Raw genomic sequence first — 20810 nt, 5'->3', positions numbered from 1 at the left:
CGTTACGAGCTAAACCGCTGTAAGTTAGCAATACGCAAGGGAGCAGGTGGATGCGAGCTATAGAAAGCGGTATAGATCGGATCAGGCGTCAGGGTCGAAGCATTATCTTGATACAACTTCACTAGCGCAGCGATTAAATCTTTTGCGGAAGATTTCTCAGCGGCAAAGCTATCCGCTTCGTACTCATGCTTACGAGAGGCCAGGCTAGAAAGTGGCGTGAAGAAAAAACTAAATACAGGTGAGACCAACATAAAGAGTGCCAATGCGAGGCCACCGTTATGGCCATTGAGGTTAGGCATCACGCCTAAGTCTGTGTAGAACCAGACCTTAGTGCTGATCCAGCCCAAGAGAGCAAACATCGCAAAACTGAGGGCGAATGAGACCAAGAGACGTTTACGAATATGTTTGCATTTGAAGTGGCCAAGCTCATGTGCGAGTACTGCTTCAACTTCACCAGGATTGAGCTTTTCAATCAAAGTGTCAAAAAATACAATGCGCTTAGCTTTGCCCATGCCCGCAAAGAATGCATTGCCATGTGCACTACGTTTACTGCCATCCATCACAAACAGCCCTTGACTCGCAAAGTCGCAGCGTTTCAGTAGCGCTTCAATCTGTGTTTTTAAAGGACCATCTTCTAGAGCTTGAAACTTATTAAAGAGCGGTGCAATAAACGTCGGGAAGATCCACTGCATGAGCAAGCTAAATGCAGTCAACACTGCCCATGCCCAAAGCCACCATAAATCACCAGCCTTAGACATCAAAGTGAGGATGACCCAGAGTAGTGGAATACCAATGGCGCCGCCCACTGCTATCCCTTTAACCATATCCGAGAAGAATAGTTTTTTGTCCATGCGATTAAAGCCAAAGCGTTCCTCAAGGTGGAACTGCTTGTACCAAGAGAAGGGCATGTCAATTGCGCCGGAGATGATTACGATAGAAACCAGTAGCGCAATCTGCTGAGCAATGCCTTCGCCCAAAAATTGCAGTAATGCCATGTTCAGAATCTGTAGACCACCCAATAAAGTGAAGCCAATTAAAATAATTGCGCTGACCCCATTCTCTAAAATACCAAGACGTAATTTAGCGATGGTGTAGTCAGCTGCTTTTTGATGTTCGGCTAAAGTCACTTTTTCAGCGAAATCTGCGGGGACGGCATTACGATGCTGCGCCACGTAGCGAATTTGACGTTGAGAGAGCCAGTGGCGTAAGCCAAAACTAGCAATAAAGGCAATTAGAAAAACAATTGTGAATGTCATGAGATCATTATAGATATGAGCGAGCAAATCAACACTACAGTCACACCAGCAACCAAGGCAGCACCAGCCAATGAACACCTTATTTGGGTGGATATGGAGATGTCAGGTCTAAACCCGGAAACCGAGCGGATTCTGGAAATTGCCATCATTGTGACGGATGCCCACCTCAATACCATCGCTACAGCGCCAGTTTGGGTGGTGCATCAAGACGACGCACTTTTGGATGCGATGGATGCCTGGAATAAAGGGACACATGGCCGCTCTGGTTTGATCGATAAAGTGAAGGCATCCACTTTGGACGAGGCAACGGTGGAGGCGGAATGCATCGCCTTCTTGAAAAAATATATTAAAGCAGGCATCGCCCCAATGTGCGGCAATACGATTGGACAAGACAGGCGCTTTATGGCGAAGTACATGCCGAAGTTAGAGGCTTACTTTCATTATCGAAACATTGATGTTTCTACTTTGAAGGAGCTTTGCAAGCGTTGGCATCCAGAGCTGGTTAAAGGATTCACCAAGAACCAGGCTCATACAGCATTGGCGGACATTGAAGAGTCTATTGAAGAGCTGAAGTATTACCGCGAGAAGTTCATCGTACCGCTACCTCAGTAGTCATTTAAAAAGATCCCAAAAGACAAAGGTCCGCAATGCGGACCTTTTTATTAGTTAAAACAAATCAAACTCCCGATTTCCTAATGGCACTTTTCGGTCTGAAGACTTTAATGACAGTTTCATTAGTCTCGATATAGGGGCCGCCGATTAAATCAATGCAATAAGGCACTGCAGCAAAGATGCCGGGAACAATCGATTTACCGCTCTCATTCTTGAGGCCTTCAAGCGTTTCTGCAATCGCCTTAGGTTGTCCGGGCAGGTTAATGACCAGAGCGGCATGACCATCAATTTCTCTAAGGACAGCGGTCTGTCTGGACAGTATGGCGGTTGGCACAAAACTCAAGCTAATTTGACGCATTTGCTCGCCAAAACCAGGCATCTCACGAGTGCCGGCTTCACGAGTGGCCTCAGGGGTGACATCCCTTCTGGAGGGGCCAGTACCGCCTGTTGTAAGGACTAGGTCGCATCCTAACTCGTCTACTAGCTCCACAATCGTCTCAGTGATGCTCTCAGACTCATCGGCGATCAGGCGCTCATGAAAAACGCAGGGATTGCTCATGGCCTTAATAAGCCAGGCTTTTAGGGTGGGAATGCCTTCATCCTGATAGACGCCTTTACTGGCGCGATCGGAGATGGAAATTAGACCAATTTTGACCTCATTGGGGCTGTTTCGTTTTAGGGCTTCTGTATGCTTCATGTTTCTATTCTAGCTATTATTAGGGTATGTTTACATACACATCCAACCAGTTTCAAGAAATCATTGATTTCATGCTTAAAGAGGCCAAAAGAAGAGGTGCCTCAGATGCCGTAGCAGAGGTTTCAGAAGGGCAAGGCCTTTCCGTTACCGTTCGCAAGGGTGAGGTCGAGACTATCGAGCAAAGTCTGGATAAGCAAGTGGGGGTCACCGTATTTTTGGGCCATCATCGCGGTAACGCCAGCACCAGTGATTTCTCTAAGGCGTCTTTAAAGGCGACGGTGGATGCCGCATATCACATAGCACAACATACCGCAGAGGATTTGTGTGCGGGTCCGGCTGAGGCTGAACTCTTAGAAAAAAATCCGCTGGATTTGGATTTGTTTCATCCATGGAATATTGATGCAGCAAGTGCAGTAGAAATCGCCCGTATTGCTGAGGGTGCTGCATTTTCAGTGAGCAAGCAAATTCAAAATAGTGATGGCGCATCAGTATCCGCTCACCATGCGCATTTCATGATGGGAACATCGCACGGATTTATGGGGGGCTATCCATTTTCTCGCCACTATATTTCTTGTGCGCCAATCGCTAGCGAAGGTGGCAAGAAGGCTCACATGCAACGTGACGATTGGTACTCCAGCTCCCGCATTCCTGAAGAGTTGGCTGATCCTGCTGCAATCGGAGCGTATGCAGCTCAGCGAGCCTTGTCGCGTCTTAAAGCTAGATCTTTGACAACTCGACGTTGCCCGGTGATCTTCGAAGCGCCCCTAGCAGCAGGTTTATTGGGTGGTCTAGTCCAAGCCGTTTCAGGCGGCGCCCTATATCGCCGCTCCAGCTTTCTGCTCGACAGCTTGGGAAAGCAGGTATTACCGAAACACATCAGCTTATTTGAAGACCCGCATCTGAAGTCAATGACTGGTAGTGCGCCATTTGATGAAGAGGGCGTCAAAACTTCTGCTAGAACAGTTGTGGATAAGGGAATACTCGAAGGATATTTTTTATCGACTTATTCTGCTCGCAAGCTAGGTATGAAAACCACAGGTAATGCTGGTGGGTCACATCATCTGACTTTACAAAGTAAGAAAACGCCTAAAGGTGGCTTACCTGCATTATTAAAAGAGATGGGTACCGGTTTACTGGTAACAGAATTAATGGGCCAGGGTGTTAATTACGTGACAGGTGATTATTCACGAGGTGCATTTGGCTACTGGGTTGAAAATGGAGTCATTCAATATCCAGTCGAAGAGGTCACTATCGCTGGTAATTTACGCGATATGCTGATGGATATTCAGCTGATTGGCAGCGATACCCTCATTCGCGGCACCAAGGAAACAGGGTCGATTTTGCTGGGTTCGATGACGGTTGGTGGAAAGTAAACACAACACTAAATATAGACTCTAAAAATAGTCTGGATATATAAATCTATTATTTTTTAAAGGGGTGACTGAAATGCAAAGACGTTCATTTTTAAAGAAAGCCACTATTGGTGCTGGTGCCGCAGCCTTAGCTGCCCCATCCATTGCACAAAGTTTGCCAACCCTGAATTGGCGTCTGGTTTCAAGCTTTCCTAAATCATTAGATACTTTATTTGGTACACCCGAAGTCTTTGCCAGTGCTTTGCGTAAAGCCACAGACGGTAAATTCAATGTCAAGGTATTTGCTGCCGGGGAAGTGGTTCCGGCCCTTCAGGTATTGGATGCTGTGCAAAACGGTACCGTAGAGTGTGGGCACACTGCAAGTTACTACTATGTTGGTAAAAACAGCGCTTTCATATTCGATACCGCTGCACCGTTTGGCTTAACAGCCCGCCAACAATCCGCTTGGATGCTGCATGGCAATGGCATGAAGTTAATGCGCGAACTCTATGCCAGCTACAACATTGTGAATTTTTTAGGCGGTCAAACTGGTACCCAAATGGGTGGCTGGTTTCGTAAAGAAATTAAATCACCAGAAGACTTAAAGGGTCTGAAATTTCGTATCGCTGGATTTGCAGGGCAAGTGCTTGCAAAACTCGGTGTAGTGCCACAGCAGCTTCCCGCTGGTGAAATTTATTCAGCTTTGGAAAAAGGCACAATTGATGCCGCTGAATTTGTTGGGCCCTATGATGATGAAAAATTAGGTCTGGCAAAAGTGGCCAAGAATTACTACTATCCCGCCTTCTGGGAGGGCGCTGCTGGACTTTCTTTCTTGGTCAATAAAAAGCAGTGGGATTCTTTGCCGCCCGCCTACCAGGCCGCATGGGAGGCTGCTTGTTTCGAAGCGCATACCGATATGTGCGCCAAATACGATGCGCTCAATCCGCCTGCATTACAACGTCTCCTGCAAAATGGCGCCGTACTTCGCAAATTCAATACCTCCATCCTGGATGCGTGCTTCAAAGCAAGTCAAGAAACGTATGCGGAAGAGTCCGCAAAAAATCCGCAGTTCAAAAAGATTTTTGAGGACTACCGTGCATTTAGAAACATGGAGGCGCAGTGGTTTAATGTGGCTGAACAAGCATTTTCTCAATATAGTTTTAGCAAAAAACTTTGAGATTTAAATCATCTAAAAAAAGGCTCTGTGTGAGCCTTTTCTTTTGAGTGGATCCTCCTGGATTCTCTATTAAAGACTACACTTAAAGCATGATCTTTTTACTGCAATCTATATGAATCTCTCGGAAATCTGGGTTCGCATTAAGCAACACCCTTTATCTCGGGTAGGTCCAGGAATGGTTACGGGAGTTGCGGACGATGATCCTAGTGGGATCGTCACTTACTCCCAAGCAGGTGCTCAATTTGGCTTAAATATGCTCTGGACAATGCCATTTGCATATCCTTTGATGTCGACAATTCAAGTCTTATGCGCTCGAATCGGCAGGGTAACTGGCCGTGGTTTATCGGCCAATATGAAGTTAGCTTTTCCACCGGTCGTACTGGTAGCTCTAGTGCTATTACTGTTGATTGCAAACGTTCTCAATATCGCTGCGGATATTGCTGCGATGGGTGAAGTGGCACAGTTGGTTACGGGTTTTAATTGGCACATCATGACCAGCATGTTTGTATTGCTAACCTTGGTATTGCAGATACTGATTCCTTATCGTCACTATGTTTTCTTTTTGAAGTGGCTATCCCTATCTCTATTGGCCTATGGCGCAGTTCTCTTCACAGTACATATCTCTTGGGGCGATGTGATCTGGAGCACCTTCTTTCCTCAAATGACATGGAGTGCAGATTCGGCTGCAGTAGTAGTCGGTATCTTCGGGACTACCATTAGTCCCTATTTATTTTTTTGGCAATCCTCGCAGGAAGTCGAGGATATGAACTTGCGTAGGCAACCTAGTTTGCTCGAACAAAAAAACCCTGAGATAGTAACTTCAGAACTAAGAAGAATTCATTGGGATACATGGAGTGGTATGTTGTACTCTAATGTAGCGGCATACTGCATTATTCTCGCTACCGCAGTGACTCTCTATGCTGCAGGTATACGTGATATCAATACTGCCGCCCAAGCTGCATCAGCTCTGAGGCCTCTCGCCGGCGAGTTTACTTTTCTACTTTTTGCATTAGGAATCTTGGGTGTTGGGCTAATGGGTGTACCTGTGCTTGCTGGTTCAGCTGCCTATGCTTTGTCAGAAGTGTTTGGTTGGCGCTCTAGCCTGGAAGATAGTGCCACTCAGGCAAGTAAGTTTTACGCCATCATTGCCTTGAGTGTGTTGGTTGCTTTGGCGATTCAATACTCACCCATTAGTCCGATGAAGGCCTTGTTTTGGAGCGCGGTAATCAATGGGATTGTCGCTGTACCACTCATGGTGGCAATTATGGTTTTGTCATCAAAACAGTCTGTGATGGGGGCTCATGTCGCCTCTTTGAGTATGAGGATCCTCGGATGGCTAGCTACAGGCTTTATGGCCTTAGCCGCCGCCTATTTATTCATAGCTTGGTAAGATCTCTGGATGTTTGATTTACCCTTTGCCTCCTTGGCGCAATCTTTTCACGCGCATTCTTCGATATTTTTTGTATGCGCGGTGATCAGCATCATCATTGTCGGTATATCCAAAAGTGGCTTTGGCGCTGGGCTTGGCATTCTCTCTTTGCCTTTAATGGCAAGTCAGTCAAGCGTTAATGAAGCTCTTGCAATCTTATTGCCACTCTTAATTGCCATCGATTTAGTTGGCCTACGTCGCTTTATTCGTAATGCCAATTGGCGCATTCTCAAAATCATCATTCCGCCAGCCATAGCGGGTCTTTTATTGGGAATGATTTTCTTTACCGCCATCACGCCTCAGGTGTTAACGCTTTCAATTGGTATTTTTACCTTGCTCTTTCTGATTCAGAATCTCGCCATGTCACACATGGATTTAAAAGAGGCAAAGTCTTATCCGTGGCTTGGGCGTGCAATGGGCCTAACGTCTGGCTTCACTGCTTTTGTGGCACATATTGGCGGACCGCCGATCACGGTGTATATGTTGAGAGAAAAACTCATGCCGATGGCATACACCTCGACTCTGGGGGTCTTTTTCACGATTATGAACTTTGGGAAGCTAGGCCCTTATGCCTATTTGGGCTTACTGAATCAACAGCAGCTGGCAACTTCAATCATCCTGTTACCTTGCGTACCAGTGGGGGTCTACTTTGGCTTTTATCTGGCCAAAAGAATCTCAATGAAATGGTATTACCGAACAGTGAGATTCTTTTTGCTGATTGCCAGTATTAAGTTAATAGCAGATGGACTTATTTAGTCGCTAATACTTCTTGTAAGAAGCGCGAGATATTCATGAGCTCTTCATGATTGACGGAGTGCTCCATGGGGTACTCATTCCAATCCACTTGATAACCCATTTGTTCTAGCAAAGCATGCGATGCTTGGGCGCGATCAAGGGTAACTACTGGATCATAAGTACCATGTGCCATAAAGATGGGCGTATTGGCATTGGCCGCATGCTTTTCAATATTGGCAGTCATTGCTAGTGGTAAGTAGCCTGATAGCGCAATGATGCCAGCAAGCTTGTGTGGAAAGCGTAAGCCAATATGCAGGGCCATTGCACATCCTTGCGAAAAACCAGCCAAAACAATCTTATCAAAGCCAATACCGCGCTCAGCTTCTTTCTCAATGAGCTGAATGATAGCCGCTGCTGATTTTTGAATGCCTGCAGCATCTTCTTGATCCATGAGATTTCTGCCGATGATGTCATACCAGGCTGGCATGACGTAGCCGCCATTGACGGTAACAGGCATGCTTGGGGCGCTAGGAAACACAAAGCGAATGCCAGGGCATCCAGCTAGTTTTAATTCAGGGATGATGGGTACAAAATCATTGCCATCAGCTCCAAGACCATGCAACCAGATCACGGCTGCTGTTGGATTTGGGCTGGTTTCTAATTCAATACAAGGGAGCATATTTACTTTCTCTAAAGTATGTTTAGTAGACGATTATCGACGGATCCGGATTTCTTCATTGTAGGTAGAAGCCCGGAGGGTCTAAAGATGGGTAGAATCTTGATGTTCCCCCATTTATTAGGCCATCCATGAATTCCAAAAAGCTAACTAACTTTATTCTAGGGGCAATGGTCTTGGGTGTCTTGGTTGGTTATCTTGTTAACCTGTACGGCGCAGGATCCTCCTTTCCAGATCAGTACGTTACTTACATCTCAATCTTGACAGATGTCTTTTTGCGTTTGATCAAAATGATCATTGCGCCACTGGTATTTGCTACTTTGGTTGTTGGTATAGCTAAGATGGGTGATGCCTCGACGATCGGTCGAGTGGGTTTAAAAACCTTCTCCTGGTTTATTTCCATGTCACTGGTTTCTTTGTTGCTTGGCTTGGTTATGGTCAATATTCTGCAACCAGGCATTGGGGTGGAGTTAACTTTGCCAGAGATTGCGGCTAATACGGGATTAAATAAGGCCAGCTTAAATCTTCCGGAGTTTGTAAGGCATATATTCCCTGTCAGCATCTTTGATGCGATGGCTAAAAACGAGATATTACAGATTGTGGTTTTTGCTGTTTTCTTTGGTGTTGGAGCAGCGGGTATGGGCGCGCGAGCAGATGAGTTCATTCGTAATCTAGATATGCTCTCTCACATTATGTTGAAGATTACGACTGCAGTGATGAAGCTTGCTCCTATCGCAGTCTTCTCGGCGGTGTCCTCTGTCATTGCAGAAAATGGCGTCAGCATATTAATGACTTATGGGAAATTCATGCTCAGCTTTTATGCGGCTATTTTCACCTTATGGATCGTCATCATTCTGATTAGCTCCTTAGTCTTAAAAAAACGCACTTGGACTTTAGTGAAGATGCTGCGTGAGCCAGCATTACTTGCGTTTACGACTGCGAGTTCTGAGGCTGCCTATCCAATGACTCTGGAAAGAGTAGAGCGCTTTGGTTGTAAAAACAAAATCGCTTCTTTTGTTTTACCGGTTGGATATTCATTTAATTTAGATGGGTCAATGATGTATTGCACCTTTGCTGCAATTTTTATTGCACAGGTTTACGGTATTGAAATGGAACTCAGTCAGCAACTCTTAATGTTGCTAGTGTTGATGATCACTTCTAAAGGGATAGCAGGCGTACCGCGAGCCTCTTTGGTAGTTATTGCCGCAACCCTATCCCAATTTAATTTGCCAGAGGCAGGCGTTTTATTGATCCTTGGGGTTGATCATTTCTTGGATATGGCGCGTTCAGCAACCAATGTATTGGGCAACGGCTTGGCAACGGCCGTTATCTCTAAATGGGAGGGTGAGCTTGAGGGGTAGTTAAGCACCCCCAAATCAATCCCACCTGAATAAAGCACGGGTGTAAGATGGTTTCATTGACTTGATCTGGTTATAGAGGGTTGCAATGAAGCCGTTTTATATCGACTATCCCCAAGAGAAGATTGATGAGCATCAACATGCTTATCGATGTCTTCACTGCAAAATCCCAACCACCATCATTTTTGGCTTGCTAGAGAATCACGCTGAACATTGCGATTACCGAATTCATGAAAGCAAATGGACTCAGTTGGCAGTAAAGCGCAGGCCTTACAAGACGCATTTCGATGAACCCCATGTTGACGAGGTAGATTAATGAAAACATATCCGATTGCTCTGGAGTTGACCGTTTGGGAAGATTTAGGCCTTAACCAATACGAGGTTACGATTGACGAGGCCTCTAAGATTTCTATTAAGCGCACAGATGATGTGCTCCGCACCCGAGAGCTAACGGGTAATGAGGTCAGTACATTAATTGCCGCTATTGAGTCCTTACGCGTTCCTGTAAGTGATGAGTCTAAAGCCGGCATGGGCAATAAGGTGTCTGCTAGTTATGAGCTTATTGTTGAGTCCGCCCATTTTTCCCTGGAGTTCAACTGGGAAGATGTTGATGCCAGTGGTGTCAATTCAAAAGCTTTTGAATCTGTTGCCGCGCTGACGGCGGTAGTGGTGAGTTTAGATTTGGCACACTGAAATCCGAGCTTAAGTCTCCATCACAATAAACTCCCCTAGCGAAACTCTTTCTCTAAATTGCGAGAAGGAGAAAAGGGCTTTTATTTTCCGCGTATTGATCACCTCAATCTTCCCATCGGGGGTCAGATTGGCAAGATAATCCCCCTCAGGAAACAGGGCCTCAGGGATTCTTTCAGTCTCAAGTATTTGGGCCGGTAATACCAGGCTCTTTGTAATTTTTATACGCATGCCGTATCTTAAGTTTTAATAATTAGAAGGATATTTGGCTTTGCACAAGTTCACAAATTCATGCACCAATAGGGTGTTTTGGTATTGGATTCAATAAGGCTCATAAAAACAGGCCGCCTAGCTTGAATAGGGCTTTGGATGATGAAGGTGTGCACTCTAGTAGTGCAATCTTTGTTCCATCAGAAAAACCCCCACCATTTCTGATGAGGGTTTCAAGATGAGCTGCCAATCTAGACACAACCATCATCGAGATAAAAAATGGCTTTAAAGCTATTATCAATTTTTCATTTTGTTTCTTTCATAAAAAATATTAAATGCGACCGGTCAAAATTAAAATAATGAGGATCACTAGCACTAGACCTAAGCCGCCGCTTGGTGCGTAGCCCCAGTTCTTGCTATGAGGCCAGGTGGGGATGGCGCCGATTAGCATCAAAATCAAAATGACTAAAATAATGGTTCCTAACATGTAGGGCTCCTGTTGGTAAATTCCTACTCACTAATCTACTGAATTAATTCTCGTTTGACTGTTCGGTATCAGACCTATGTAAATATTTCTCTATATCGAATAAAGCATTTATCTAATCTTGAAGTAGGATGAACTTTCAATAGATGTCTTATCTAAAAATGTCTAAGATTCTGGTTTTAACTCTTGCCTTAGGAATCACGCTTGGAGCAAGTCCGAGCTGCTTTAGTCAATCATATGGCCCAGTAGAAGTCATTACTCCTGCCGAGAAAAATTCTCTATGGATTAATCCAGGGCTCTATTCATATCACTTTGATCAGGGCAGGGGTTTCAATTCGGTAAATTATGGATTGGGACTAGAGTATCAATTTTCAACAGTAGCTTCTATAACCGTTGGCACCTATCGCAATAGCTATTACCAGACATCGAATTATGTGGGTGCCTACTGGATGCCATTGGCTGTAGGGCCCTTTCACGTTGGGATGGTAGCGGGAGGATTTAATGGGTACCCTAACACTCAAAATGGTGGCTGGTTTCCGGCAATTCTTCCGGTAATTTCACTTGAAGGTGAGCGGGTTGGCCTCAATCTCATTGTTATTCCCTCCATAGCAGATAGAGTAGCAGGATCTCTATCATTTCAACTGAAGATTAAAGCGTTTGATTAAGTCAAGGTTCGCCAATAAACGTAGAGTAAATCTTTCGATTCTGTAGATAGCAACTACACGATGCCGCCATTAAAGCGGGTCTATCGAGAATTTTCATTTCGCCTCGATGATATTCAATTAGGCCATTTCTTCTAAATTCTGCAGCAGCGGTAGTAATTCCAACGCGTCTTACTCCCAACATGAGCGAAATAAATTCATGAGTCATGAGGAAGGTTGGAGATTGGGCGCGATCTTCACTCATCAGAAGCCACTTTGCAAGTCGAGGACCTATCTCATGAAAGTGTTCGCAGGCTGCTGAGAGGCTGAGCTGTTTTATTCGCACGGCCATGTAAGACATAATGATGTTCTTAAGTTCTATGTTGGTGCCAATAATGTCTAGAAAATCATTTTTTTCTAATTTCCAGGCGTTACCAGAGCCTTGAACCAGCGCACCAAAAAGATTTTTTTGAATATCCATGGCAACCTCTGCTCCCAATACACCCTCTCTGCCAATCATTCCAATCTCTAGGGGAGGGTGTTGATCCAGCCTCTGAACTAGCGATATAAACCCATCCGTTGGAAAGTAGATGTATTCAATGGGCTCATCCGCAATACAGACAATCTTTGATAGGGTAAGCTCAATGAGCTCACCCTTGTAAAAAATTGACTCTTGAATCTTCTTTGGAAGTAATTCTATTAACCTATTTTTATTCATCAGCCTTAACCCCGTAGTTCATTGCGGAACCCTTGCCCGGGCAGTAGGGTCCAAATGACTTAAGTAATAACTATCCCAAGTTCAGTTTCTAGAAATTGTAATCATTTGTCTGTCTGATAACGAACTATAGATCGAACTAAATCGCCAACTTACTTGGAAGTAGCCGTTCATATTCAGTTTTGACAACTTGGTAGCACTCACAAGTGCGTTTTTCTAGGCCTGCACGCTCTAAGATGGTGATGTGCCCACGGGAGTACTGAATCAATCCAGCTTTTGAACCTTGAATGCTGCTTCAGTAACCCCTTCTCTGCGAACGCCAAGCATATTAGCGATGAGCTCTTGAGTCATATTCAACTGATTGCTAGATAAGCGATCTAGACTAAAAAGCAATGGGCGCTATTTTTTACCTTTTAGGTAGATTTGATTCGACTACTTTTGCGTGTTTTTTCATAGAAGGCATCCGGTTTACCTTCTACCCATTGAATAAATTTCTTCATTTCCGGATGCTCTCTCAGGATCTGAGCGTGATGGTATTGCTGGGCTAATTCTGATTCTGTAAACAAGGCGTGTATTTGCTTGTGGCAAATACGGTGAAGGTATTCAGTAATCTTCCCGCCCTTGGATTTGGGAATAAGGTGGTGGGCATCCCTCTGTGAATCTGGAATACATCGATCACAGATTGGGCAAATGATTGCTTCCGGCTTTTGTATGGCCGGAATCTCTTGAGAAATCAGTTTTTGACGAATTTTTCCAATCATGGGCTCAAGCTAGTTTATTAAATAAGTCTTAAACTTGCAGGGTGCAAAAACTAGCCCCCAAGACCCTCGCAGAACCCGATTTATCCCGCCTTATTGAAATGGCCTGGGAAGATCGCACGCCATTTGATGCTATCGAAAAAACCTTTGGCCTGGGTGAGCCACAGGTTATAGCCATCATGCGCAAAGAGTTGAAGCGCGGCTCCTTCGAGCTTTGGCGCAAGAGGGTTGCTGGACGAGCAACAAAACATAGCGCCTTACGTAGCGAAGATGTGACTCGGGCCTATTGCCCCACTCAATATAAAAACAAATGAAGCAACCAAAGGATCGACCTCAGCGTTTTATTCTGATCCTGGGTGATCAGCTCGATTTACAGAGTGCCGCATTACGAAGCTTTGATCCCAGCGCAGATGAAATCATCATGATTGAATCGGCCAATGAAGCTCAGTATGTTTGGTCTCATAAAGCCAAAATTGCTTTATTTCTCTCGGCGATGCGTCACTTTGCAGTAGAGCTTAAGAAGCTGAAATACCCGCTGACCTATATTCAAGGCTCACCTCTCCCGATTGTTGGGGTCCTCAAAGAGCACATCCTTCAAAAGAATATCCAGCATCTAGTTTGTATCGAGCCTGGGGAATGGCGCCTTAAGCAGGCCCTTGAAGCGTTGGCGGAAGAGCTCAATATCCGGCTGGAGATGCTTGAGGATGAGCATTTCTATTGCTCGCGCCAAGAGTTTGTTGAGTGGGTCGAAAATAAGAAAGAGCTCAGGCTAGAGTATTTTTACCGCTTAATGCGTAAGAAGCACCATGTGTTGGTCGATATAGATGGCAACCCCGAGGGTGGGCAGTGGAATTTTGATCAAGATAATCGCAAGCCCTATCCAAAAAAAGGGCCTGGCATCATCGATGCTCCTGCAGCGTTTGAGGTTGATGAGATAACAAAAGACGTTTTAGAATTCGTTGCAAAGACTTACCCAGAGCATCCTGGATCTCTGGAGTCATTTAACTGGCCCGTTACCCGAGACCAGGCCCTCCAAGCTCTTGAGTATTTTGTCGAATATCGCCTCAGAAACTTTGGTGTTTACCAAGATGCAATGTGGACAGACACCCCATTTGGCTGGCATTCCATCTTGTCGAGCGCATTAAACCTGAAGCTAGTAAATCCACGTGAGGTGATTGAAGCGGCCATTCTTGCTTGGAAAAAGTATGCTTTAGATCTTTCGACGGTAGAGGGCTTTATTCGACAAATATTAGGGTGGCGTGAATTTGTCCGGGGTATGTATTACCTAGATATGCCAAAGATGGCTCAGGATAACTACTATCAACATCAGCGCTCATTACCCAAATGGTATTGGACTGGGCAGACCCAGATGGCTTGCATGAAAGATGCTATTGGTCAAACACTGCAATATGGGTATGCGCACCATATTCAGCGTTTAATGGTGACAGGTAACTTTGCACTTCTAGCAGAAATACTTCCCCAGGAAGTGTGTGAGTGGTATTTGGCAATTTATGTGGATGCGATTGAGTGGGTTGAGTTGCCCAATACAGCTGGGATGGCCCTATTTGCCAATGGTGGGCGGTTTACTAGTAAGCCTTATATCGCTAGTGGTGCTTACATTAAGCGAATGAGTAATTATTGCGGCTCGTGTAAATACAAGCCTGAGATACGTTATGGGGAAGAGGCATGCCCTATCACGAATTTGTATTGGAACTTCTTGATCAAGCATCGCACTCAATTTGAATCTAGCCCTCGAACTAAGTTAATGACGGCAAATCTCAAAAGAATTAGTGATGAAGATCAAAAAGAGATTGTGTTGCATGCTCAATACATTCTGAATCATCTCAACGATCTGTAGAGACTTCATGACGAAGCTAACATTTAAGGGGAATAAAAGTTCTCTCCCAAGCAAGATTTGCATGGTCTGCAAAAAAGAAATGACTTGGAGAAAGTCCTGGGCCAAAAATTGGGAATCAGTCAAATATTGTTCTGATGCTTGTAGGAAGAAAAAACTCCCATAAGACCTGATCATAATTACTTACGAAAGTATTTAATTTGGTAGCGTCAACCCACCTTTAAGCTGATCCGTTATGTAGTAAAGGGCTTAATGCCTTTATAAATGGGGGTCTATATGAAAAAGATGCTAATAAGCCTGCTTACAGGAATCATGCTTGCAGGCATGGCTACATCAGCCAGCGCTCATGGTGGTAGAGGTTGGTATGGTGGATATGGCGGTTGGCGTGGTGGTTGGGCGCCTTTTGCGGTTGGTGCTGTAGCGGGAGTGGCTGTTGCCAATGCGTACTACAGGCCTCCACGTGTTTATTACGCCCCACAATACGTTTATCCGCCACAACCTGAAACTGCTGCGTATTGCCCTGAGAATGGGCTTTACTATCCACAAACACAGGCCTGCCCAAGTGGTTGGCAACGAGTAACTTATTAAGTCTTAATGCCCATCTTATATTCATACCGCCGTTGTCCATATGCCATGCGAGCTCGTATGGCATTGAAGTATGCGGGCATTCAGGTTGAGCACCGAGAGATTGAATTGCGTAATAAGCCGCAGTCTATGTTGCAGATCTCTCCCAAGGGAACGGTTCCCGTTTTATGTATTAATGATCTCGTTTTAGATCAAAGTCTGGATATTATGCGCTGGGCATTACAGCAGTCTGACCCTCATGGGTGGACGGATATTGATGAGTCTATTGCGAAAGCTTGGATTGAAAAAAATGATGGACCATTTAAGATCCTATTGGATCAATACAAATACCCCAATCGATTTCTGGAGCTAGAGCCAGAGGCGGTTCTTGATGAAGCATTACAACTCATGTTGTTTCCAATGGAGCAGGCTCTGCAACAATCCCAATACCTATTGGGGAGCAGGTTAACTTGGGTAGATATTGCTATCTTCCCATTCATTAGGCAGTTTTCAATGGTTAATCCAAACAGGTTTGAGAAGTTGCCCATACCTGCAGTTAAAAGATGGCTCACTGAGCGCCTTGAATCTGAATTATTTGATTCGGTGATGCAAAAACATCCAATCTGGAAAGATTGAGCTGCCCCAACATACAAATAGCGAAGTTTTAGAACCGGATAATGGCCTTTTTTTAGATCAATTGCCGATTGATTTAAAGTACTTGTTTGGGGCATAAAAGCATATTTCAGGGGATTTGATGGAGCCGTTATCAAAGTTAAAAGTCGTGGAGATGGGGCAACTCATTGCCGGGCCATTTGCCGCTAAGACCTTGGCTGATTTTGGTGCTGATGTTATCAAGATCGAACCGCCTAAAGAGGGTGATGCATTACGTAAGTGGCGTCTTCTAAAAGATGGCACTTCAGTTTGGTGGCAAGTGCAGTCACGGAATAAGAAATCACTCTCCTTAGATTTGAGGCAAGCAGAAGCTCAAGACATTGTGAGAACCTTGGTATCTGAGGCGGATGTATTGATCGAAAACTTTCGTCCTGGAACGCTAGAAGGGTGGGGTCTTGATCCAGAAAAACTACTCCAACTTAATCCTAGGTTGATTGTGCTTCGCATTAGCGGTTACGGTCAGACTGGGCCGTACAGAGATAAACCAGGATTTGGAGTTGTTGCAGAAGCCATGGGTGGTTTACGTCACCTCACTGCCGAGCCAGGCCGAGTGCCTGTACGCGTAGGTATCAGCATTGGCGATACCTTAGCTTCATTGCATGGTGTGATTGGTATCTTGCTGGCCCTGCAAGAGCGTCATAACAGTGGCAAAGGTCAGATCATTGATATCGCTCTGTATGAAGCAGTCTTTAATTGCATGGAAAGCCTCTTGCCTGAATACAGCGCCTTTGGTGAAATTCGCCAAGCAGCGGGTAGCGCCTTGCCTGGCATTGCCCCAACCAATGCCTACCAGTGTGCGGATGGCGGCTATGTATTGGTTGCTGGTAATGGAGATAGCATATTCAAGCGCCTCATGACAGTCATTGGGCGTGATGACTTGGGTAGCGATCCACAGTTAGAAAACAATGATGGTCGTGTAAAGCGAGTCGCTGAGCTTGATCAGGCTATTGGTGAGTGGACCATAACAGTCAGCACTTCCAAGGCGCTAGAGGTGCTTGATTCCGTAGCGGTACCGGCCGGTCGAATTTATACCGTTGCCGATATTGCAAACGATCCCCACTACAAGGCTAGAGATAATATTCAAACGATTCAGATGCCAGATGGTACCAAGTTGGATGTACCTGGCGTGATTCCAAAGTTATCTCGCACACCAGGGTCCATCAAGACGCTTGCCCCAGAGATCGGTCAGAATACTGACGAAATATTAAAGAGCATTGGCTTGAGTGATGATCAGGTCGCCTCTTTAAAAGAGCGCGGTATTGCATTTACCAAATAAATAAACATTAGAAGAAAAATAGAATCAATCAAGAGAATAAGCGAAGAACATGACTAGAATTTATTTCAATGATGTCGTAATGCGGGATGGCTTTCAGATTGAGCCAAATTTTGTACCAACAGACGATAAGGTGAGTCTGGTTGATGAACTTAGTGAATGTGGTTTTGCCAAAATTGAGGTGACCTCATTTACCTCGCCTAAGGCTATTCCGATGCTGCGAGATGCTGAGGAAGTCATGGGGCGAATTAAGCGCGTGCCTGGAGTGGAATACACAGTCTTAGTTCCTAATTTAAGGGGCGCAGAGCGTGCCTTGGAATCTAAAGCTGATGAGTTCAACCTGGTGATGTCGACTTCAGAGACGCATAACTTAGCTAATCTCAGAATGGGCAGAGAAAAGAGTTTTTCAGGATTGGCAGAAGTCATTCAATATGTTGATGGCAGAACGCCCATTAATGTTTCGCTATCTACCAGTTTTGGCTGCCCCATGGAGGGTGAAGTGCCTCAAGCGGTGGTCGAAGAATACGCGAAACGTTTTGCAGATCTAGGCGTAAGAGGCCTGACAATCTGTGACACCACAGGCATGGCAAATCCTGATCAAGTAAAGAAGATGTGCGACTCCTTGCAAAAGCAATTCCCCGGCATTCAGCTGACATTGCATTTCCATAACACCAGAGGAATGGGCTTGGCCAATGTATTGGCTGCAGCACAGTCTGGCATCGTCCGCTTTGATGGCTCGCTGGGTGGTTTAGGTGGCTGCCCATACGCGCCTGGAGCTAGTGGCAATATTTCTAGTGAGGATGCGATCCATATGCTCGATGCCATGGGTTATGACACCGGCATGAATATCCCCAAGTTAATACAACTAGCTAGAGAATTGCCAAAGATTGTAGGGCACGAGGTCCCTGGACAGGTAGCAAAGGCCGGCACCATCTACACATTACATCCAGAGCCGGATTACGTAGATGCATTACGCCGTGCACAATAAGCGCCACATGAAATGATTGGCTTACCGTCTATTGAGATGGCGAAAGTTAAACAAGGACGGCTAAGTTCAGCTCAGCAATTCCAATTTGATTTATTGGGGCAATTTCTTTTTGCGCAATTATTTGAGTGTCTAATTCAACAACACGAGTTAGCTCATGAAGGCGTGGATTCATCATCATTCGGGATAAATAAAATTCCTGATTCGGTTCATCTTTAATATGCATTGAGCGCTCCTTTTATTGATGACTAGATCGTGATTCATCATAAGAATCCCAAAATCATTTGGATATAAAACTTTAGCTCTAAAGATTTTATTTCTTCTCTAATACTTTGGTTCTATGAAGACCTATTTTGAATAATTTATAGAGATTCTTGGATTAAGATCTCGCTGGCTAAACAGGATTAGCTTTATTTAATAATTTGCAAAGGGAAATTCAGTGAAAAGATTTGGAACTAATTTAATCGTAGCGTTGGCAGCATTTTTAATGGGCTTAGCAAGTGCTTCGGCATTGAACCAGATTGGTTCTGACGGCTTAATGAAGCTGACATCAATCGTTAAGACGGATGCCATGGGAAATGCTGTAGAAAATCAGGACTAGTACTTTAGTACTAGCGCTGTTGATTACTTGATCTATGTCAAGCATCATCTTGATAACAGCTTTTATAAATGATTTCCAGTAGCTATTCAAATGTCCATGACGGTCTTTTGAATATTGACAACCACCCCTCGGGGTGGTTTTTTTTATTCAATCAGCGCGGCTTTAGAAGTGGTAGCCAACTCCAAAAATAATGTCATAACCAGTGGCATCGGCAGTCGATTTCACTGTAGCGCCGCTATCTGTAAGAACAGTGACTGCCTTTGCTCGATTCACGGCGTAGTTGCCTTCACCAAAGGCATAGATTGATCCTGTGATGAATTGCTTATATCCAATGCCATAAACCGTTCCATTTACTCGATTAGATTGCTGAGGGTAGTTTCCGGGTGAATTGGCGTTGATTGTTGATCCTGCGTACCCTATCTTTGCATAGACTAAGCGTGTTTCATCAATCACATAACCTGGGAGTATGGAGAAGCTAAAGAGGTTGGAAACATCGTACGTGCCGGTTTTCACTGAAGCCCCGGCAGGTGTAGTTGTTACCAGCGTTGAGCTAGCAGATCTAGAGTGTCCTGGATATAGCGCCGCACCAATACCCAGCAAATAGTTTTTACCAATATCAAAGTTATAGCCAATTCCAATATTTGCAGCGGGACCATTAGCATGATTTGCTGTTGAGGTGTTGGGGTAGGTGATGCCACCCGCTGTAGTTGTTCCACTTGCTCCTTTGGGGATATAACTCTCATATCCAATTAAGCCAACTTGTCCGTAAGCACCTTCCCAAGGGTTGGCTTTAGATTGGGCATTTGCGTTTGCTAAACACAATAAGGAAACTATGGATGCTATGAGACTAAATTGGAAAACTTTCATTTGAGACCTTCTGTTTTTTTACGAGTTATTTGTTTAAAAGTAATTTAATGGCATTGACAATGTCGCTATAGCCGATTGGCTTATAGAGCACCTCTATATCAAGCTCTTTGAAAAGTTGGATATGCTGAGGAGAGGTATCGGCGGTAATGATGATGGCTGGTATATCCACACTAAAACTATCTCTTAAATGTTGGATAATGAAATCGCCTGTCGTAGTTTCAAGGCGGTAGTCGCTCAGGATGCAATCAATATGATTAATGTTCGCTAGCTGTTTCATTAAGTCTTGGCTGTTTTCAGATAGCGAGAGAACTTCAAAGCCATTTTGGGTTAAAGCCTGTTTGTAGGCTTCAAAAATAGTATGGTCATCTTCGAATACGGCGATGGTTTTAGTTTCCCAAAGTGTCTCTTGTGGGTTTAAATGCTCATTTAAAGTATTGTGGGTGGAGGACTCCGCTGCATCATACAAAGTAAGGGCTAAGTATTGAGTTTGAAGTGTGAAGATGGTTCCAGCCCCTGGGGTGGATTTAACAGTGAGCTCGGTATTGGATATTTTGCAAAGCCTTTTCACAATGGAGAGGCCTAGACCAAGACCGTCATGCATATTCCTGGTGCTGTCTACTCTAAAAAATTCATCAAAAATCCTATCCAGTAGAGCAGGCTCAATTCCGTAGCCAGTGTCTTCTATCAAAACATGAAGACAATGATTTTGAGTTGAAAACTTGACGGATATTGCTCCAGAAGCCGTGTATTGGATCGCGTTAGAGATCAGGTTTCCAAGTAGCTGCTGTAATAGCAACTTATCCCCATTAATCCCCATGTTCATAAAGTCAAATTGCAGAACTAAGTTCTTGTTTGAGGCAATAGGGGTGTAGGTATTTGATAAAAATCCAACAAGCTCTATCAGTTCAAATGATTGTTCATGATTGTCTGAGCTATTTGCATCTAACTTACTTAAATCTAGTAGTGACTTAAACATCGAGTTTAAGGTTTGAATGCTTTTTCTAATCTGTAGGAAGTTTATTTTTTCCTTTTGACTCAGTTTATTTGGTTCAAACAAATCAAGATAAATATTGACGGTGACCTGTCCTGGGATTTTCAGACCAAAAGCTTTTAGAGATAATGACTCCTTCAACCTAAGGAGCAGGTATGAAGAGAGCACGGTTTTCAGACGAACAGATTGTTCGGATATTGCAAGAGGCAGAT

27 protein-coding genes and 1 pseudogene are annotated in these 20810 nt (G+C 44.5%); 16 read left to right on the top strand and 12 right to left on the bottom strand.

Going from position 1 to position 20810, the window contains the following annotated elements:
* Positions 1-2: 2 nt before the first annotated feature.
* Positions 3-1256 carry a M48 family metallopeptidase gene (locus ICN39_RS07450; protein WP_216233430.1) on the bottom strand — a complete coding sequence of 418 codons (1254 nt, stop codon included), beginning with the start codon at positions 1254-1256 and terminating at the stop codon, positions 3-5.
* 15 nt (positions 1257-1271) lie between these two features.
* Here ICN39_RS07450 and orn point away from each other — a divergent pair, with 15 nt between their 5' ends.
* Positions 1272-1868, top strand: a complete 597-nt coding sequence (gene orn / locus ICN39_RS07445; protein ID WP_216233429.1) for an oligoribonuclease — start codon at positions 1272-1274, stop codon at positions 1866-1868.
* Positions 1869-1932: 64 nt separating this feature from the next.
* Here the strand turns inward: orn and mog are convergent, their stop codons facing one another.
* A complete protein-coding gene (gene mog, locus ICN39_RS07440; protein WP_216233428.1) occupies positions 1933-2565 on the bottom strand; it encodes a molybdopterin adenylyltransferase in 633 nt (210 codons plus the stop codon).
* A gap of 26 nt (positions 2566-2591) precedes the next feature.
* On the opposite strand from mog, the gene pmbA reads away from it, so the two are divergent.
* From pmbA to ICN39_RS07420, 4 genes are all read left to right on the top strand, one after another.
* On the top strand, positions 2592-3938 hold the full coding sequence (gene pmbA, locus ICN39_RS07435) for a metalloprotease PmbA (RefSeq protein WP_216233427.1): 1347 nt from the start codon (positions 2592-2594) through the stop codon (positions 3936-3938).
* Between the two features lie 73 nt (positions 3939-4011).
* Positions 4012-5094 (top strand): TRAP transporter substrate-binding protein, encoded by a 1083-nt coding sequence (locus ICN39_RS07430; protein WP_216233426.1) that lies wholly within the window; start codon positions 4012-4014, stop codon positions 5092-5094.
* 112 nt (positions 5095-5206) lie between these two features.
* Entirely contained in the window at positions 5207-6484 is a 1278-nt protein-coding gene (locus ICN39_RS07425) for an NRAMP family divalent metal transporter (RefSeq protein ID WP_216233425.1), read from the top strand.
* Between the two features lie 9 nt (positions 6485-6493).
* Positions 6494-7279 (top strand): sulfite exporter TauE/SafE family protein, encoded by a 786-nt coding sequence (locus tag ICN39_RS07420; RefSeq protein ID WP_216233424.1) that lies wholly within the window; start codon positions 6494-6496, stop codon positions 7277-7279.
* Here the strand turns inward: ICN39_RS07420 and ICN39_RS07415 are convergent.
* The gene (locus tag ICN39_RS07415; protein WP_216233423.1) at positions 7272-7937 is read right to left on the bottom strand and encodes an alpha/beta hydrolase; all 666 of its coding nucleotides are present in this window, start codon (positions 7935-7937) and stop codon (positions 7272-7274) included. The two genes, ICN39_RS07420 and ICN39_RS07415, sit on opposite strands and share 8 nt — an antisense overlap.
* Positions 7938-8065: 128 nt before the next feature.
* Between ICN39_RS07415 and ICN39_RS07410 the strand changes: the two genes are divergently transcribed.
* The 3 genes from ICN39_RS07410 to ICN39_RS07400 all read left to right on the top strand — a co-directional run bounded on the left by ICN39_RS07410 (position 8066) and on the right by ICN39_RS07400 (position 9985).
* The gene (locus ICN39_RS07410; RefSeq protein ID WP_216233422.1) at positions 8066-9295 is read left to right on the top strand and encodes a dicarboxylate/amino acid:cation symporter; all 1230 of its coding nucleotides are present in this window, start codon (positions 8066-8068) and stop codon (positions 9293-9295) included.
* 85 nt (positions 9296-9380) lie between these two features.
* The gene (locus ICN39_RS07405; protein WP_216233421.1) at positions 9381-9608 is read left to right on the top strand and encodes a hypothetical protein; all 228 of its coding nucleotides are present in this window, start codon (positions 9381-9383) and stop codon (positions 9606-9608) included.
* A complete protein-coding gene (locus ICN39_RS07400) occupies positions 9608-9985 on the top strand; it encodes a hypothetical protein (protein WP_216233420.1) in 378 nt (125 codons plus the stop codon). Before ICN39_RS07405 ends, ICN39_RS07400 begins: the two co-directional genes overlap by 1 nt.
* A gap of 9 nt (positions 9986-9994) precedes the next feature.
* Here ICN39_RS07400 and ICN39_RS07395 read toward each other — a convergent pair whose 3' ends face one another.
* Complete coding sequence (locus tag ICN39_RS07395) at positions 9995-10213, bottom strand: hypothetical protein (protein WP_216233419.1); 219 nt, start codon at positions 10211-10213, stop codon at positions 9995-9997.
* A 310-nt stretch (positions 10214-10523) separates the two neighbouring features.
* Positions 10524-10679 carry a DUF3309 family protein gene (locus ICN39_RS07390; protein WP_216233418.1) on the bottom strand — a complete coding sequence of 52 codons (156 nt, stop codon included), beginning with the start codon at positions 10677-10679 and terminating at the stop codon, positions 10524-10526.
* A 158-nt stretch (positions 10680-10837) separates the two neighbouring features.
* Between ICN39_RS07390 and ICN39_RS07385 the strand changes: the two genes are divergently transcribed.
* The gene (locus ICN39_RS07385) at positions 10838-11341 is read left to right on the top strand and encodes a hypothetical protein (protein ID WP_216233417.1); all 504 of its coding nucleotides are present in this window, start codon (positions 10838-10840) and stop codon (positions 11339-11341) included.
* Between the two features lies 1 nt (position 11342).
* On the opposite strand, the gene ICN39_RS07380 is transcribed toward ICN39_RS07385, so the two are convergent.
* The 3 genes and pseudogenes from ICN39_RS07380 to ICN39_RS07375 form a co-directional block, all read right to left on the bottom strand.
* Positions 11343-12035, bottom strand: a complete 693-nt coding sequence (locus ICN39_RS07380) for a Crp/Fnr family transcriptional regulator (RefSeq protein ID WP_216233416.1) — start codon at positions 12033-12035, stop codon at positions 11343-11345.
* 136 nt (positions 12036-12171) lie between these two features.
* A pseudogene (locus tag ICN39_RS11190) lies at positions 12172-12431 on the bottom strand (Crp/Fnr family transcriptional regulator); the annotation flags it as partial.
* Positions 12432-12445: 14 nt separating this feature from the next.
* Entirely contained in the window at positions 12446-12793 is a 348-nt protein-coding gene (locus ICN39_RS07375; RefSeq protein WP_216233415.1) for an HNH endonuclease, read from the bottom strand.
* A gap of 41 nt (positions 12794-12834) precedes the next feature.
* Between ICN39_RS07375 and ICN39_RS07370 the strand changes: the two genes are divergently transcribed.
* The 7 genes from ICN39_RS07370 to ICN39_RS07340 all read left to right on the top strand — a co-directional run bounded on the left by ICN39_RS07370 (position 12835) and on the right by ICN39_RS07340 (position 18142).
* Entirely contained in the window at positions 12835-13104 is a 270-nt protein-coding gene (locus tag ICN39_RS07370; protein WP_216233414.1) for a TIGR03643 family protein, read from the top strand.
* Positions 13101-14648, top strand: a complete 1548-nt coding sequence (locus tag ICN39_RS07365) for a cryptochrome/photolyase family protein (protein WP_216233413.1) — start codon at positions 13101-13103, stop codon at positions 14646-14648. The genes ICN39_RS07370 and ICN39_RS07365 overlap by 4 nt, the downstream gene beginning before the upstream one ends.
* Positions 14649-14655: 7 nt before the next feature.
* On the top strand, positions 14656-14811 hold the full coding sequence (locus tag ICN39_RS07360; RefSeq protein ID WP_216233412.1) for a DUF2256 domain-containing protein: 156 nt from the start codon (positions 14656-14658) through the stop codon (positions 14809-14811).
* A gap of 110 nt (positions 14812-14921) precedes the next feature.
* On the top strand, positions 14922-15233 hold the full coding sequence (locus ICN39_RS07355) for a hypothetical protein (RefSeq protein WP_216233411.1): 312 nt from the start codon (positions 14922-14924) through the stop codon (positions 15231-15233).
* Between the two features lie 6 nt (positions 15234-15239).
* Entirely contained in the window at positions 15240-15845 is a 606-nt protein-coding gene (locus ICN39_RS07350; RefSeq protein ID WP_216233410.1) for a glutathione S-transferase N-terminal domain-containing protein, read from the top strand.
* Between the two features lie 118 nt (positions 15846-15963).
* The gene (locus tag ICN39_RS07345) at positions 15964-17157 is read left to right on the top strand and encodes a CaiB/BaiF CoA-transferase family protein (protein WP_216233409.1); all 1194 of its coding nucleotides are present in this window, start codon (positions 15964-15966) and stop codon (positions 17155-17157) included.
* 49 nt (positions 17158-17206) lie between these two features.
* Positions 17207-18142, top strand: coding sequence for a hydroxymethylglutaryl-CoA lyase (locus tag ICN39_RS07340; RefSeq protein ID WP_216233408.1), 936 nt, complete (start codon positions 17207-17209; stop codon positions 18140-18142).
* Between the two features lie 46 nt (positions 18143-18188).
* Here ICN39_RS07340 and ICN39_RS07335 read toward each other — a convergent pair whose 3' ends face one another.
* The 4 genes from ICN39_RS07335 to ICN39_RS07320 all read right to left on the bottom strand — a co-directional run.
* On the bottom strand, positions 18189-18365 hold the full coding sequence (locus ICN39_RS07335; RefSeq protein WP_216233407.1) for a hypothetical protein: 177 nt from the start codon (positions 18363-18365) through the stop codon (positions 18189-18191).
* A 188-nt stretch (positions 18366-18553) separates the two neighbouring features.
* Entirely contained in the window at positions 18554-18712 is a 159-nt protein-coding gene (locus ICN39_RS07330; RefSeq protein WP_216233406.1) for a hypothetical protein, read from the bottom strand.
* Between the two features lie 190 nt (positions 18713-18902).
* Positions 18903-19607, bottom strand: coding sequence for an outer membrane protein (locus ICN39_RS07325; protein WP_216233405.1), 705 nt, complete (start codon positions 19605-19607; stop codon positions 18903-18905).
* Between the two features lie 25 nt (positions 19608-19632).
* Positions 19633-20810 (bottom strand): hybrid sensor histidine kinase/response regulator (locus ICN39_RS07320; protein ID WP_216233404.1); only part of this gene is annotated, 1178 nt, incomplete at its 5' end.

This window comes from Polynucleobacter sp. AP-Reno-20A-A9, assembly GCF_018882085.1.
In the GTDB taxonomy this organism is placed as follows: Bacteria; Pseudomonadota; Gammaproteobacteria; order Burkholderiales; family Burkholderiaceae; genus Polynucleobacter.
This window is presented reverse-complemented; position numbering and strand designations above follow the sequence as displayed.

Coding starts and splice junctions, on each gene's coding strand:
- ICN39_RS07425 (WP_216233425.1), top strand. CDS start 5,207: ATGAATCTCTCGGAAATCTGGGTTCGCATTAAGCAACACCCTTTATCT.
- ICN39_RS07345 (WP_216233409.1), top strand. CDS start 15,964: ATGGAGCCGTTATCAAAGTTAAAAGTCGTGGAGATGGGGCAACTCATT.
- ICN39_RS07330 (WP_216233406.1), bottom strand. CDS start 18,712: ATGGCATCCGTCTTAACGATTGATGTCAGCTTCATTAAGCCGTCAGAA.
- ICN39_RS07350 (WP_216233410.1), top strand. CDS start 15,240: ATGCCCATCTTATATTCATACCGCCGTTGTCCATATGCCATGCGAGCT.
- pmbA (WP_216233427.1), top strand. CDS start 2,592: ATGTTTACATACACATCCAACCAGTTTCAAGAAATCATTGATTTCATG.
- mog (WP_216233428.1), bottom strand. CDS start 2,565: ATGAAGCATACAGAAGCCCTAAAACGAAACAGCCCCAATGAGGTCAAA.
- ICN39_RS07340 (WP_216233408.1), top strand. CDS start 17,207: ATGACTAGAATTTATTTCAATGATGTCGTAATGCGGGATGGCTTTCAG.
- ICN39_RS07385 (WP_216233417.1), top strand. CDS start 10,838: ATGTCTAAGATTCTGGTTTTAACTCTTGCCTTAGGAATCACGCTTGGA.
- ICN39_RS07390 (WP_216233418.1), bottom strand. CDS start 10,679: ATGTTAGGAACCATTATTTTAGTCATTTTGATTTTGATGCTAATCGGC.
- ICN39_RS07335 (WP_216233407.1), bottom strand. CDS start 18,365: ATGCATATTAAAGATGAACCGAATCAGGAATTTTATTTATCCCGAATG.
- orn (WP_216233429.1), top strand. CDS start 1,272: ATGAGCGAGCAAATCAACACTACAGTCACACCAGCAACCAAGGCAGCA.
- ICN39_RS07355 (WP_216233411.1), top strand. CDS start 14,922: ATGAAAAAGATGCTAATAAGCCTGCTTACAGGAATCATGCTTGCAGGC.
- ICN39_RS07360 (WP_216233412.1), top strand. CDS start 14,656: ATGACGAAGCTAACATTTAAGGGGAATAAAAGTTCTCTCCCAAGCAAG.
- ICN39_RS07380 (WP_216233416.1), bottom strand. CDS start 12,035: ATGAATAAAAATAGGTTAATAGAATTACTTCCAAAGAAGATTCAAGAG.
- ICN39_RS07365 (WP_216233413.1), top strand. CDS start 13,101: ATGAAGCAACCAAAGGATCGACCTCAGCGTTTTATTCTGATCCTGGGT.
- ICN39_RS07375 (WP_216233415.1), bottom strand. CDS start 12,793: ATGATTGGAAAAATTCGTCAAAAACTGATTTCTCAAGAGATTCCGGCC.
- ICN39_RS07395 (WP_216233419.1), bottom strand. CDS start 10,213: ATGCGTATAAAAATTACAAAGAGCCTGGTATTACCGGCCCAAATACTT.
- ICN39_RS07415 (WP_216233423.1), bottom strand. CDS start 7,937: ATGCTCCCTTGTATTGAATTAGAAACCAGCCCAAATCCAACAGCAGCC.
- ICN39_RS07420 (WP_216233424.1), top strand. CDS start 6,494: ATGTTTGATTTACCCTTTGCCTCCTTGGCGCAATCTTTTCACGCGCAT.
- ICN39_RS07400 (WP_216233420.1), top strand. CDS start 9,608: ATGAAAACATATCCGATTGCTCTGGAGTTGACCGTTTGGGAAGATTTA.
- ICN39_RS07430 (WP_216233426.1), top strand. CDS start 4,012: ATGCAAAGACGTTCATTTTTAAAGAAAGCCACTATTGGTGCTGGTGCC.
- ICN39_RS07325 (WP_216233405.1), bottom strand. CDS start 19,607: ATGAAAGTTTTCCAATTTAGTCTCATAGCATCCATAGTTTCCTTATTG.
- ICN39_RS07405 (WP_216233421.1), top strand. CDS start 9,381: ATGAAGCCGTTTTATATCGACTATCCCCAAGAGAAGATTGATGAGCAT.
- ICN39_RS07410 (WP_216233422.1), top strand. CDS start 8,066: ATGAATTCCAAAAAGCTAACTAACTTTATTCTAGGGGCAATGGTCTTG.
- ICN39_RS07450 (WP_216233430.1), bottom strand. CDS start 1,256: ATGACATTCACAATTGTTTTTCTAATTGCCTTTATTGCTAGTTTTGGC.